This window comes from Haloarcula marismortui ATCC 43049 (assembly GCF_000011085.1).
Lineage (GTDB): Archaea > Halobacteriota > Halobacteria > Halobacteriales > Haloarculaceae > Haloarcula > Haloarcula marismortui.
Genome location: NC_006396.1, coordinates 1,454,424 through 1,466,462 on the forward strand (window position 1 = coordinate 1,454,424; position 12,039 = coordinate 1,466,462).

Annotated in this window: 14 protein-coding genes and 1 tRNA gene; 9 read left to right on the plus strand and 6 right to left on the minus strand. The window is 62.6% G+C overall.

The genetic code is table 11. The annotated features are described in order from the left end of the window. Window positions 1–26: 26 nt before the first annotated feature. The gene (locus RR_RS11260) at window positions 27–1,547 is read right to left on the minus strand and encodes a sulfite oxidase (RefSeq protein ID WP_011223749.1); all 1,521 of its coding nucleotides are present in this window, start codon (window positions 1,545–1,547) and stop codon (window positions 27–29) included. A gap of 105 nt (window positions 1,548–1,652) precedes the next feature. On the opposite strand from RR_RS11260, the gene RR_RS22980 reads away from it, so the two are divergent. Together RR_RS22980 and RR_RS11265 are read left to right on the plus strand one after the other, a co-directional pair. Then, window positions 1,653–1,775, plus strand: coding sequence for an HVO_2523 family zinc finger protein (locus RR_RS22980; protein WP_004591539.1), 123 nt, complete (start codon window positions 1,653–1,655; stop codon window positions 1,773–1,775). A 46-nt stretch (window positions 1,776–1,821) separates the two neighbouring features. Continuing rightward, window positions 1,822–4,353: a PAS domain S-box protein gene (locus tag RR_RS11265; RefSeq protein ID WP_049938897.1), complete on the plus strand. Its 2,532-nt coding sequence runs from the start codon at window positions 1,822–1,824 to the stop codon at window positions 4,351–4,353. Here RR_RS11265 and RR_RS11270 read toward each other — a convergent pair. Beyond that, a complete protein-coding gene (locus RR_RS11270) occupies window positions 4,331–4,990 on the minus strand; it encodes a TVP38/TMEM64 family protein (protein ID WP_011223751.1) in 660 nt (219 codons plus the stop codon). The genes RR_RS11265 and RR_RS11270 overlap by 23 nt on opposite strands. A 51-nt stretch (window positions 4,991–5,041) precedes the next feature. On the opposite strand from RR_RS11270, the gene RR_RS11275 reads away from it, so the two are divergent. Beyond that, a complete protein-coding gene (locus RR_RS11275) occupies window positions 5,042–5,431 on the plus strand; it encodes a DUF5830 family protein (RefSeq protein WP_049938898.1) in 390 nt (129 codons plus the stop codon). Between the two features lie 220 nt (window positions 5,432–5,651). Here RR_RS11275 and RR_RS11280 read toward each other — a convergent pair whose 3' ends face one another. Beyond that, window positions 5,652–6,662 carry a DUF7115 domain-containing protein gene (locus RR_RS11280; protein WP_004957470.1) on the minus strand — a complete coding sequence of 337 codons (1,011 nt, stop codon included), beginning with the start codon at window positions 6,660–6,662 and terminating at the stop codon, window positions 5,652–5,654. Between the two features lie 145 nt (window positions 6,663–6,807). Here RR_RS11280 and RR_RS11285 point away from each other — a divergent pair. Continuing rightward, window positions 6,808–6,952: transfer RNA gene (locus RR_RS11285), tRNA-Met, on the plus strand. A 192-nt stretch (window positions 6,953–7,144) separates the two neighbouring features. Here the strand turns inward: RR_RS11285 and RR_RS11290 are convergent. Continuing rightward, window positions 7,145–7,735, minus strand: coding sequence for a HalX domain-containing protein (locus tag RR_RS11290; protein ID WP_007187662.1), 591 nt, complete (start codon window positions 7,733–7,735; stop codon window positions 7,145–7,147). Between the two features lie 194 nt (window positions 7,736–7,929). On the opposite strand from RR_RS11290, the gene RR_RS11295 reads away from it, so the two are divergent. The 3 genes from RR_RS11295 (at window position 7,930) to RR_RS11305 (ending at window position 9,272) form a co-directional block, all read left to right on the plus strand. After that, complete coding sequence (locus tag RR_RS11295; RefSeq protein WP_004957479.1) at window positions 7,930–8,367, plus strand: pyridoxamine 5'-phosphate oxidase family protein; 438 nt, start codon at window positions 7,930–7,932, stop codon at window positions 8,365–8,367. 12 nt (window positions 8,368–8,379) lie between these two features. Then, window positions 8,380–8,811: a hypothetical protein gene (locus tag RR_RS11300; protein WP_007187663.1), complete on the plus strand. Its 432-nt coding sequence runs from the start codon at window positions 8,380–8,382 to the stop codon at window positions 8,809–8,811. Between the two features lie 215 nt (window positions 8,812–9,026). Further along, complete coding sequence (locus RR_RS11305) at window positions 9,027–9,272, plus strand: hypothetical protein (RefSeq protein ID WP_007187664.1); 246 nt, start codon at window positions 9,027–9,029, stop codon at window positions 9,270–9,272. 338 nt (window positions 9,273–9,610) lie between these two features. Here RR_RS11305 and RR_RS11310 read toward each other — a convergent pair whose 3' ends face one another. Then, the gene (locus tag RR_RS11310) at window positions 9,611–9,862 is read right to left on the minus strand and encodes a hypothetical protein (protein ID WP_004957510.1); all 252 of its coding nucleotides are present in this window, start codon (window positions 9,860–9,862) and stop codon (window positions 9,611–9,613) included. Window positions 9,863–9,955: 93 nt separating this feature from the next. Here RR_RS11310 and RR_RS11315 point away from each other — a divergent pair, with 93 nt between their 5' ends. Together RR_RS11315 and RR_RS11320 are read left to right on the plus strand one after the other, a co-directional pair. After that, entirely contained in the window at window positions 9,956–10,192 is a 237-nt protein-coding gene (locus RR_RS11315; protein WP_004957514.1) for a DUF7576 family protein, read from the plus strand. Window positions 10,193–10,240: 48 nt separating this feature from the next. Beyond that, window positions 10,241–10,891, plus strand: coding sequence for a hypothetical protein (locus tag RR_RS11320; protein WP_007187665.1), 651 nt, complete (start codon window positions 10,241–10,243; stop codon window positions 10,889–10,891). Window positions 10,892–10,921: 30 nt separating this feature from the next. On the opposite strand, the gene RR_RS11325 is transcribed toward RR_RS11320, so the two are convergent. Further along, window positions 10,922–12,025 carry a site-2 protease family protein gene (locus RR_RS11325; protein WP_011223754.1) on the minus strand — a complete coding sequence of 368 codons (1,104 nt, stop codon included), beginning with the start codon at window positions 12,023–12,025 and terminating at the stop codon, window positions 10,922–10,924. Window positions 12,026–12,039 lie beyond the last annotated feature (14 nt).

The window sequence follows — 12,039 nt, forward strand, 5'->3', positions numbered from 1 at the left end:
CAGCGGTATGTGCCGCTCGCTTTGCACTATGAGTACTGTTTGGAGACCCAGCCCGAGGCACCGCTGGGATACGAGTCGGTCTCTGTTTCCGGCTGCACCTCGCCGCGCTGGTCGACCATTCGGACGACGACGGTGTGACCGCTGGACGGTGGGTCGTAAGTGTACTCCCACTGCCGCCAGGCGTCCGCGGCGGGGCCGTCGCCGCTGGCTGCGGGCAGTTGGTCCGAGAGCGTCGCGTCCGCCCACGTCTCGCCGCCGTCGGTGGAGACTTCGACGCGCTTGACACCGCGCAGGCCGGCGTAAGCAGGGCCGCCGATACGTCGGCGGCCGTCCGAAAGCATCGATTCGTGGTGGAGTTTAGCGACCGGATTCACCGGTCCGGTCCCCTGCCAACCGCGTTTCTCCCAGTAGCCGTCGGCCTCCTCGTCCAGCACCTCGATTTCCGAGAGCCACTTGACGTTGACCTCGCCCCAGTGGCCGGGGACCAGCGCTCGGACGGGGTAGCCGTGGCCGCGCGGGAGTATCTTCCCGTTCATCCCGTAGGCGAGCATCCCGCCCCGGAGCGCGTCGATGGGGAACTCCTCGTAGTAGTCGTCTTCGGCCCGGAGCATGACGCACTCACAGCCGCTCTGGACGCCGGCTTCTTCGAGCAGGCTGTCGACGGGAACGCCGGTCCATAGCGCGTTATCCGTCTTGTAGCCGTTGAGGCTCTCCCCCACGCAACGAAGCGTAACAAACCGGTTTTCGGCATCCATCTCTATGATATCCTCATAGTCGAGCGTGACCTCCTCTTCGACAGCACCGGTGATAGAGAGCGACCAGTCCGCGGCCGAGATCTGCGGGTCGATGGAGTTGATGTCGACCTCGTAGAAGTTCTCGCTGACCAGCGGGTCTATGTCGCCAAAGCCCAGCGATGACTCCGCTGCGACGGCAAGCTTCTCGTCGACATCGTCGAGGTCCGCCCCCGGCGCATTCAGTACGGGCGCGTCGTCACCCGTCGCGGCGACCGACCGCTGGTTGCCAGCCGCGTAGCCGACCGTCGCCGCGCCGATGGCCGCGCCGACCGTCGAGAGCGCTCGCCGTCGTTTCGAGGATATCGGTGACACCGAGCCACCGAATCCGTCGAGGAGTTGCGCAAGGCCGACGACGGCGGCGGCGGGGACCGCCGGGCCAGCGGCAAGGACGACTTCGCCGGTGAGAACGACGCTGACGGCCCACGTTACGACAGCCGTTCCGACGACAGGGAGGGCGCGGTTGTTCGTCAGTTGCCCGGTGAGGATAGCTGCCCTGGCCGCCAGTGCGATGAACAGCCCAGCGAGCGCGATGGCGAGCAGGAGATTGAGCTGTTGGCCGAGGCTGCCGAGCGTCGAGATAGCAGTCGAGACGACGATACCGGGCATCGACCGCGCGAGCGTCCGCTCGATTGGCGAGGCGATAAATGCGGGCGCGTAGCCGGTCACCGCGTAGGACCCGGCCAGACCCGCGATAGCTGCGGCGACGCTGACCAGCAGCCGACCGCCGGGCGAGTCGAGGAGGTCGTCAGTCATGGCTGAACCGACGGCCTACCCCGCAAAAGGGATTGTTCCAATTTCGGCTAGAATCCGTTCCGAAACTCCGGAAGACACAAGCGAGCGGGGCTGCTCTACAGAATCATGGACGAGCAGCCCGGCGGTCGGCCCTGCCCGCTCTGTGAGCGGGCGATGTACCACCGACACTGCAAGTACGTCTGTCCGGAACACGGGGTCGTGTACGACTGCGCGGACACGTTCTACTGACGAGACGCTCACGGGTTTATTAGCTTGGAACAATGAAAAGAGTGGTATGAGTGGTCACGGGGAGGAGATTTCGGTGCTGCACGTCGACGACGACCCCGACCTTGGCGACCTCGTTGCGGTCCATCTGGAACAAACGCACGGCAACCTCTCTGTCTGTACCGAGCGAAGTGCGGCCGATGGGTTAGAACGATTGTCCGAGCACACGTTCGACTGTGTCGTTAGCGATCACGACATGCCGGGCATGGGCGGGCTCGAATTTCTGAAGGTCGTTCGCGAGGAGTACGACGAACTCCCGTTTATTCTCTTTACTGGCAAAGGAAACGAGGAAATCGCGAGTGATGCTATCTCAGCCGGTGTCACCGAATACCTCCAGAAAGGGATGGGGACAGACCAGTACGCCGTGCTTGCCAACCGTATCGAGCGGGCTGTCGAGGAACGACGGGCCAAGACCGCGCTCGAAGAGTCCGAGCGAATGCTGTCGACGCTCATTTCGAATCTGCCGGGGATGGTGTATCGCGCCCGGAACGAGCCTGATTGGCCGATGGAGTTCGTTAGCGACGGTGCAGCGGAGCTAGTCGGCTACAGTTCGGAGGCGTTCGAGCGTGGCGATGTCTCCTGGGGTGCGCTGATCAAGGACTCCGAAACGGAGCGTCTCTGGGAAACGGTCCAGACCTGTATTGCCGCCGGCGAACCGTTCGAGGTCTCCTACCAGATCGAGACGGCCGACGGTGAGACCCGCTGGATGTGGGAGCGTGGGCGTGTCGTTGACACTGACGACAATGGCGTCGAAATCCTCGAAGGGTTCATCACCGACGTGACTGCGCGCGAGGAGCGTGAACGGGAGCTCGCGGATCAACGGGCATTTACCGAGAAGCTCATCGACTCCATCGACGATATGTTCTACGTCGTCGGTACCGACGGCAGCCTGGTCAGGTGGAACGACACCGTCTCGTCGGTGACCGGCTACACCAACGAGAAGTTGGCGTCGATGGACATTGGGGACATCGTCGCGGATTCCGACCACGAGAAATTATGGGAGGTATTCGAGGAGACGCTGGAAACTGGATACGGAACCATTGAGGCAGGAATCGAGACGGCTGACGGCGAGAGGCTCCAGTACGAATTTAAGGGATCGCTTATCGAAGACGGGCGTGGCGACCTGTTCGGGATTGCCGGTATCGGCCGGGATATCACCGAACGGAAACGTCGAGAGCGGGAGCTCAGGGAGTACCGCACGCTGGTCGAGAACGTCGGGGACCCGATGTATATCCTCGACACCGACGGTCGCATCGAAATGGCAAACGAGGCGATGGCCGCCCATCTCGGGTACGACCGCGCGGAGATCGTCGGCTCGGAGCCAGCCCGGTTCATGCCCGAAGCGGACGTCGAAAGAGGGACAGCACTCATCCGTGACCTGCTTGGCGACGACGAGCGAACGTGGGCTGCTTACGAGATGCGGACGATATCCGCGGACGGGACGGTCCGGATCAACGAGGACAGGATCGCGCCGCTGTTCGACGAGGAGGGGAACTTCGACGGCTCGGTCGGTGTGATGCGCGAGACGACGGAGCGCAAGCAACGCGAGCGGGAACTCGAACGCTACGAGACGATTATCGAGGCCGTTGGCGACCCGGTGTACACGCTCGATGACGAGGGTGTATTCACCTACGTGAACGAGGCGATAGAGCAACTGACGGGGTTCGAACCGGACGAACTGATCGGCGAGCACATCTCGACGATCATGACCGGCGAGGACATCAACCGCGGAAGCGAGCTCATCCGGACAATCCTGTCTGACCCGACCCGACAGAACGTGACCTTCGAAACGGATATTGTCGACCAGACCGGGAATCACACGCCTATCGAGATCCATATCGCGTTGCTTCCAGCCGCAGACGGGGAGTTCAACGGCACAGCGGGCGTCATCCGCGATATCAGCGACCGGAAAGACAGGGAGCGACAGCTCGCGGAGTTCGCCTCTGTCGTTAGCCACGACCTCCGAAACCCGCTGAACGTGGTCAAAAGGCGGATATCGGTCGCCCGGACATCGGGCGACGTATCACACCTCGAGGCGGCGGAGTCCGCGGCCGACCGGATGGACGAACTCATCAACGACCTGTTGACGCTCGCCAGGCAGGGCGAGACGGTCGGCGAGACGGCGATGGTGGATCTCGCTGCCCTCGCAGGTCAGGCCTGGATCGATGTCGAAACCGGCGAAGCCACGCTCGAAAAGATCGGGACAGCGACGATTGAAGCTGACGCGGCACGGCTCCGCGCGGTGTTCGAGAACCTGTTCTGCAACGCTGTGAAACACGGGCGTCGCGCGGACGGCGCCCCAATCACCGTCTCCGTCGGCACAACGGACACCGGGTTTTATGTCGCCGACGACGGCGTCGGAATCCCACCTGAAGAGCGAGATGACGTGTTCGAGCGCGGCTACACCACGAGCGACGCGGGGACCGGGTTCGGTCTGGCAATCGTCGCTGAGGTCGCACAGGCCCACGGGTGGTCGGTGTCGGTGACAGAGAGCGAGAGCGGCGGCGCGCGGTTCGAGTTCACGACGAGTTCGGAGCGCTGACGTGGCGATAGGCCGGCCCCGCAAGCACCAGCACGGCCAGCGCCGCGGAGAACAGCAGGACGTGTGGGAGCGCGTCGATGGTGAGGCCAGTGAGCGTCAGCGACCGCAGCGACGCGCCCGCAGTGACTTCGACCGCGACCCACGGAATCTCGCCGATGAACGTCCCGACAGCAAAGGAGCGCGGCGAGACGCGGGCGAACCCGGCCCCGTAGGAGACGGGGTCCGCGGGCACGGGTGAGAGTCGCGCCGCGAGGACGCCCCGCGTCTCGCCGGTCACCTCGATGATCCGCCGGCCGGAGTCCCCAAGCCAGCCGAACATCCCGCCTTGCTCACCGGCCCGGAGTGCGAATCGGTAGGGAATGAGGCAGGTGACGAGTGCACCCATCAGCGCGACCGGGAAGCCGTACTTGACCCCAAGGACGAACCCGACGAACGCAGATAACGGCATCGTCGGCCACGCGAAGAACGGGCGGACCAGATACAGGCCGACGATGACACCCGCGAGGTAGACAGGGTGGTCAGCGAGGTGCAGCAGCTGGGCCACCACCCGCTCGGGTGTAAGCAGCGTCGTCACAATAGCGACGACTGCCACCAGTCCGGCGGTCCCGATCAGCTGTCGCTTCGCGAGGCGGTCCATCTACCCAAGTGGGCGGTAGCAATCGACAAACGCTTTGTGGTATCTTTTACGTTGCTCGGGGTTGAATCGGCGATTGTGTCCGAGACGCGAGACCCGGTCGAGCTCGGTGTCGAACTACTCGCCCATCTGGAACACGGGGAGCTGTCCGTCGCCGACGCCCTCGACCGTATCGAGACGGTGACGACCAACCCACAGGTCCAGCGCGAGATACTCGACACTGCAGTGATGCGGGGGCTCATCGAACGCGAGAACGGCGTTATCCGCCCGCGATCACAGGGGTCGTACGTGAACTTCGACAGCGATGTCGTCGTCCGTGACGGGGAGTTCTCGTGTCAGCGCTGTGGTGCAGCTATCAGTACGGGCCACTTCGTCCAGTTTGACGACGGCGAACTGGGCCCGTTCGGGTCGACGTGCATTCGGAAAGTGTTGGGGAGAGAGTAGCGAGGGGCACGACAGAAGGGGGTGGTCCTCGGTTTGAGAACGGGGAGCGGCGCGACCCGTGACCAGGGTGTGGCCCTCGGTGGACGAGCAGCGACCGAAACGAGCCGCAAGCAGCGAAAGCGCGGTTGCTGTCGCAGCGACGGTCTCAGCGTGTCATTGAGGACAACGGCCAGAGAATAGCGAGCCTCCCGAGACGGGCATCAAGGCGGAACGCGGCGGCTTAGCGACCCTGCCGGAGTTCCTTGATGAGCTGTTTGATCGTTCGCTCCTGTCTCTGGAGCTGTTCGTTCTGAGCCTCGACAGCGGCGGTCAGTTCTGCGACCTGTGCCTCGAGTTCAGCGATATCGGGGTCTGTGGTGGTGTCCGACTCGACCGATCCGGTGTCTATGCCAGCTGTGTCACTGGATCGTGTCTCCGTCGGGGCTTCAGTGGTGGGTCCCTGCTCATTGGTCGATGCGGTCGCAGCCTGTGTACTGGCGCTCGTGGACTCACTCTCGGAATCGTCACCGCCCTCCTCGTCGTTGCTCACAAGCGGGTCGATGCCAGATTCAAGGCCGAGACCGTTGCCGGCTTCGTCAGCACTCTTGTCGGGGTCGGCTCCAACCTTGGCATTGAGGTCGGCAAGTGAATCGACTTCGTGGTACGCGAAGAGGGCCTCTTCCAGCGCTTTCCGGACCATTGGTGCTTCCTCGGACGGCGCTTTGATGCGTTCTGGCCGCTCGTTAAACGAGAGGACGACGGCCGTAGCGACGCTCCCCTCTTCGAACTCTAGACCAGTCACGTCGTCGAAGGAGAACGCCTCGTAGTCGGCGTCCCAGGTGACGTTGCCGATGTGCTTGAGCAGTTGGCGGTCGGTAACCACCAGCGTGAGTTCGCTGAACCGGAACACGCCGACGAGACTCTCGTCGGGGGCGATGCCGCCCGAGACAGTGAGCTTCCCTTCGAGCAACCGTTCGAGGACGGCATCAGCGCGGCTCCCGGGGACAGACAGTTCGAGCTTCTCACTGGTGTAGATGAGCGAGAATTTGGTCTTGCGGCGGCCTTCCGAAACCGTGAGCCGTTCGAAGTCGTGCGGATAGCTGGCGACCTTCTCGTCGCTGAGAAGGCCCTCACCGCGGTAGACGAGCGTCCGGGTCGGTGTGAAACAGGCCGCGTCTTCGTCACCGAGGTTGACACCGCCCCGGATCTCCTCGTCCCCGAGTTCCTGCTGGACGAGGTCTGGTATCTCCATACTGCCTGCATACCTGCGTGGTGGCTTAAATCCGCGGGTCGAGTAGCAACGCCGGTGAGGCGCTCGCGGCGTGGGACTGTACCACAGTCTCGACAGAGATGAGAACCTTCAAGACGGCTAACGGCCAACGGCTGAATGCACCCGCGCCCGGGTGGCTTAGCTGGACATAGCGCCGCACTCATAGGGTCTTTCGACTCATGCGGCAGTGCACCCGTCATGACCCCGGGGCGCTCGTCACGCCCCAGACCTGGGCCATGCGGAGATCGAGGGTTCGGAGCCCTCCCCGGGCATTTTCCAGATCACATCGACAAGCAGCCAGTAGCGTCTCTATCTCGGATTCGGGAACAGCACTACACCAGTCCGAGCGGCGGTGTGCCGAGCAAGCGGACTGCGTCGTCAACGAGTTGTTCTCAAACGCCAGTACGTTTGCTCCGACTGCTCGACGCATTACTGTCGCTCCGTGAGAAAAGAATCGCCAGCGATTAGCCAGATGAGAGCCCGTTACCGGGGAACTGCTGAAATACGGACTCGAAATCGTCAATCTCTGCGGCCGTGGCATCGGCCCTTTGGCGGAGTTCTTCGAACCGCTCGTTGACGGTCTGGTATTCATCGCTTGCTTCGAGTTGTGGTGTGTTCTTCTGGGTTTCTAGTGTCGCCTTCTTCGAAGCTACGGCGAAGTACTCCTGAACCCGGTCGTCGTACGTGGTTCGGATAAGCATCTCCGAGACGGTGTCGAGGAGGTCCTCGCGGCTGACCGGCTTGGTCAGATACTCGTCGAAGGGCATCTCGACAATGTCGAAGTCCGGGTCGACGGCCGTCACCATCACTACTGCGGGGTCGATACCCCGTTCTGCGATGGTGTCGAGGACCTCGTCACCACTCATGTCGGGCATCTGTCGGTCCAGAAAGACGACGTCGACGGACGCGTCGGCTAACTGGAGCGCCTCAGTACCGCTGTGTGCGGTCCGAACGTCGTGTGCGGTCAGCAGCCACGTCGAATACAGGTCCGCGATATCTTGCTCATCGTCAACGACGAGCACTGTTGCCTCCTCGGTCTCACCACGCTTTTGCACTTGTTGTCCCTCCTGTCGACTCACGCACTGCTCTCACGGTGACTTTCCTGAACAGCAAAATAAAGCTACCCAGCAGATTATCTATTTTGAGAATGCTATGGTTGTCCTATTGTCGATTCTCGTGAAACTGTGCTGTCACAATGCAGTGACTCATCCCAGAGATGTTAACATAGCGGCGACCGTAGGCTGTGTGTATGGTGACCGTCTCCGGACCGTGGACGAGCGAGGAGATGGAACAGTTTCTCAGCGCCGAAACTGTGCCACTCCGTCTCGGGTGTCGAACTCCAGCAGACAAGCCTTGGATGCTCTCGCTCTGGTATCGGTTCGTTGACGGTGTCTTCGAGTGTGCGACTGGGGCGGATGCGGCAGTTGTCGACTACCTCGACTATGACGCCAGCGTCTCCTTCGAAATCTCGACGAACGAGCCGCCGTACTGCGGCGTCAGAGGCAACGGAACAGCGACGATGACAGCGGACGAGGATAAGACAGTTCTCACCGAGTTGTTGCACCGCTATCTCGGCGGGACCGACTCACCACTGGCCGACCAACTGCTTGCACCCGACCGCCGCGAGGTACGGATTACGATTACGCCCGACCGACTCCACACCTGGGACTACAGCAATCGGATGTAACAGCCTGAACCAATGGAACATACAGACTCAACCATGGACAGCGACCCGACAGATATCAAATCACTCGCGATAAGCGCCACCGACCTCGTTGCAGCCATCGAAGCGGCTGCGGACGGGTCAGAGACGGTGTTGCGCGTCACACCGCCGTTTAGCGGCCGGATGCGGGCGCGTCTCCACGTCGTCCAGCCCGACGACGACGATGAACCGATTCTCATCGAGCCCGGCTCGCTACTGGCTACGGACGCACCGTCGTATCCAACGCCTGACGACACCGCTGACGAGCTCCGGGACGCGGACGACGAGACGTACTCGGTGGAGCGCCATCGGACCTACCACGAGCAACGACTCGCCGAGTGGCGGGAGTCGCTGCCGGACCACGTCGTTGATAGCACCACACTAACGGATACAGAACACGACGTAACCGTGTCACTACTCGGACCGTGATCGGTCGTGCACGTCCACCGAGAATGTCATAGATATCAGAAGTGCCACAGGTGTCATACCAGATCTCCGCCGCTAATAAAACGTCTCCGCGCCGCTCAGCCTGTAGTAAAATGAACTATTGGGGGACCGCTGTACGTGAAACGAAGCGAAACGGCCGGAAACCTCTAGAGGTTATAAGCTATCTCCAGTAGAAGCCGTGGATAGGTTCCCTCCATATGTCAAGTTCGTCCGCATACGAATTACTCGCCCAGTTTGATGACTCGATACCGGAGTTCGACGAGCCTTTCGTCTCCGCCGTTCGAGGTTTCGCGTTCTGGACAGCGATTGCGCTCCCGTTTCTGTATCTCCCGCTGCTAATTACTGGCCTGAACTCCGGGGCAACGCGGGTCGCGTTCGTCGCACTCGTCGTCTGCAACGCCGTGACACTGTTTATCGGCCACGCACACAGAGGAGATGCCTGAAACGGAACGCTTCAATTTCGGTCACCAGCGTGGATATCGTGCCCTGCTACTCCGTATTACTGCTGTGGCCATACGTTCATTCTCCCAGTAGTCGTTCGCGTGCACACGTCCCGAACAGCAGTCACCGCAGGTGTCGGTCCGGGCCTCGGCGAATCGCTGGCCAGATTCTCCCGCTAACTGCCGCGGACACAGTAACTGCGACGCACAGTCCTCGCTCGATCCGACCGAAATCGCCGGTCATACTGGCACCTCGTCGAACAGGACCGCTCGGCGTGGACACTATAATTTGATCTCTGCCCCACGTCGCGGCATTCTGAGCGCTTCGGCTCCGATGCCGGCTATTCTTCGAGGAGGTCGACCCACTCTCTGAGCGGCCCACGAACACCGTCGGCTGATATCGTCACGTCGCCGTCGAACCGCCACGTCGCCTGTTGGGAGTCCGAACCGAACCGCATCGGAATGGCAATCGACAGATCGTCGGCCGTCACATGGAGTGCCTCGTCGCGATCGACCGTCTCGTCGAGTAACCGTTCGACGGCCAGGCGGAGCTGTTCGGGGTCCGGGTCCGGGAGATCCGTGGATTGACTCATACCTGTTGCTTGGAGCCGGAGCTACCTCCGTGTTGTGTCGACCGAGGCGGTTTGCCCCGTCATTTAGGGGTGTGTAGTCCCCAGACTGTGCCGATGGAGCTGGAAACGCCGTACGCCCTCGGAGGGACCTACTACGTCGAGACCGTGTCGGTCGGGAAACGGACGGACGACGAGACGGTGCGCGATTGCGTGGTCTGTGGCGGCCACGTGTACGCCGACGACTGGCATCTCGTCGTCGGAGTTCTGGATACAGGCAGCGGACGACAGCGCCACCACCACTGTAGCGACGACTGCCTGACCGAGTGGCTCAAACTCATGACGGCTGCCTGAGCGCCGGTGAGTCCGCGGAGTCTTGACGATGGAGCGCGTCGGGAAAGTATGGACGAGCGCACGGGCGTGTTCAGGGTCTACCGGGTCGTCGATGCGGTCCCGCACATCAATCTGTTCGACACCGATGCAACGCGGCTCTACACCGTGTACCAGTCCGGCTACGGCGAACGACAGCCGGCAGTTGACGACCTCCGAACAGGTGATCTCGTCGAGGCGACGCTCGGCGGCGATCCCGACGACTCGGAGGAAGCCTGGTCGCTGCTTTCGTTCGACCGTCGTGACCGCGTCGCGATGGATTTCGTCGTTGACGCCGAAGTCCCCGAAGTCGCGGCTGACCTCTGGGAGCCGGGGCTGGAACGCCCGGCGAGCGCCGTACTCGAAGAAGACGGCAAGCCGGTCGCGGAGTGTTTCGTGCAGCCGCGCGCGCCGCTGCCCGGCGGCACGTTCGTCCCGAGCGTGCTCACCGGGCTCGTGCCGATGGAATCACTGCTGACCGAACTCCCCGGTATCGGCGACCCGCCGACAGACGCTATTTTCATCGACCCTGACCCGCCCGATGCTGACTCGTACTCCCGGCCGTATGGCGTCGCTGTGTTGTTCACTGCTGGCGCTGATGACCTACTCACGGAGTTCCGGGAGCGATATGACCTCTCTGCCGACGCGGACAACAGACCCGAATACGACCCGTACGGGCTGTGAGTCGTCTGCGGGGAGAACGAGCGGCGGGCGCTACATCGTGATGACGAGCGGCACCGGGACGAAACAGAGCATCCCCAGAACGAAGGTAAGCAGGCCGACAGCCCAGCGGCCCGGTCCCAGCGGCGTCTCGTCAAGCGGCGTCGCCGACCCGAGCCGGCCGAACACCAGCGCCAGAATCCCCCAGAACGCCCACAGCCCGGCCGCTCGGCCCCCCTCGAAGGCGACAAGGTAGCCAGCGAGTCCAAACAGGGCGACGGGGACGGCGAGCTGGACCAGGGACAGTCGGTCGCCAAACAGCGACCGGGCGACGTGTGAACCGTCGAGTTGGCCGACTGGCAGGAGGTTCAGGAAGGTCACGAACGCTCCCACCCAGCCGCCGATGACGACCGGGTTCGGGAGGAGCTGCGGGTTCGCGTACTCAAGCTGTTCACCCATGACTGCGGCGATACCCTGCAACAACAGCGGGTAACCAAGTTCGATGTTCGTGACGATGCCGCGAGTTACCTCCACTGGTGGGAGCGTCACACCGATGGCAGTCACGACGACTGTCGCAACGAGACCCGCCAGCGGGCCGGCGACGCCGATGTCGAACAGCGCCTTCCGGTCGGGGATGTGGTCGTTCATGCTGATGACCGCACCCAGCGTCCCGAGCACGTTTGGGAACGGCAGGAAGTACGGCAGGCTCGCCTCAACCTCGTGGTAGCGGCTCATGATGTAGTGGCCGAACTCGTGAATTGCGAGGATACCCAGTGCGGCCGCGGCGAAGGGCCACGCCGCGAGCATGGCTGTCGGGTCTTCGAGCACGGACAGCCCGTACCAGCGGGTCCCGGCGTACAGCGTCGACAACAGCGTCAGGACGGCGAGCCCGACGTTTAACCACGGGATACCGTCGACGCCGAGCGACCGCTCGTGGGCAATCAGCACCCATTCGCCCATCTCCCGCTTGAGCGCGACGCGGTACCCGCGCTGACGGAACGCCGGCGCGATGCGGTGGATGACCTGTTCGGACTCGGTCAGTGGCTCGCCGTAATACCGGACGCCGTCCTCGGCGGTCCTGTCGATCTCGTACACGTGGAACGTGTCTGCGAGCGCTTCCGGGTCAGGTAACTCCGGCGGCGAGGACTGAGTCGCCATTACCAACGTTTAGG

Bases quoted from the DNA above. Each gene is read 5' to 3' on its own strand.
- RR_RS11260 (WP_011223749.1), bottom strand. From the start codon at position 1,547: ATGACTGACGACCTCCTCGACTCGCCCGGCGGTCGGCTGCTGGTCAGC.
- RR_RS22980 (WP_004591539.1), top strand. From the start codon at position 1,653: ATGGACGAGCAGCCCGGCGGTCGGCCCTGCCCGCTCTGTGAGCGGGCG.
- RR_RS11265 (WP_049938897.1), top strand. From the start codon at position 1,822: ATGAGTGGTCACGGGGAGGAGATTTCGGTGCTGCACGTCGACGACGAC.
- RR_RS11270 (WP_011223751.1), bottom strand. From the start codon at position 4,990: ATGGACCGCCTCGCGAAGCGACAGCTGATCGGGACCGCCGGACTGGTG.
- RR_RS11280 (WP_004957470.1), bottom strand. From the start codon at position 6,662: ATGGAGATACCAGACCTCGTCCAGCAGGAACTCGGGGACGAGGAGATC.
- RR_RS11295 (WP_004957479.1), top strand. From the start codon at position 7,930: ATGGTGACCGTCTCCGGACCGTGGACGAGCGAGGAGATGGAACAGTTT.
- RR_RS11300 (WP_007187663.1), top strand. From the start codon at position 8,380: ATGGAACATACAGACTCAACCATGGACAGCGACCCGACAGATATCAAA.
- RR_RS11305 (WP_007187664.1), top strand. From the start codon at position 9,027: ATGTCAAGTTCGTCCGCATACGAATTACTCGCCCAGTTTGATGACTCG.
- RR_RS11310 (WP_004957510.1), bottom strand. From the start codon at position 9,862: ATGAGTCAATCCACGGATCTCCCGGACCCGGACCCCGAACAGCTCCGC.
- RR_RS11315 (WP_004957514.1), top strand. From the start codon at position 9,956: ATGGAGCTGGAAACGCCGTACGCCCTCGGAGGGACCTACTACGTCGAG.
- RR_RS11320 (WP_007187665.1), top strand. From the start codon at position 10,241: ATGGACGAGCGCACGGGCGTGTTCAGGGTCTACCGGGTCGTCGATGCG.
- RR_RS11325 (WP_011223754.1), bottom strand. From the start codon at position 12,025: ATGGCGACTCAGTCCTCGCCGCCGGAGTTACCTGACCCGGAAGCGCTC.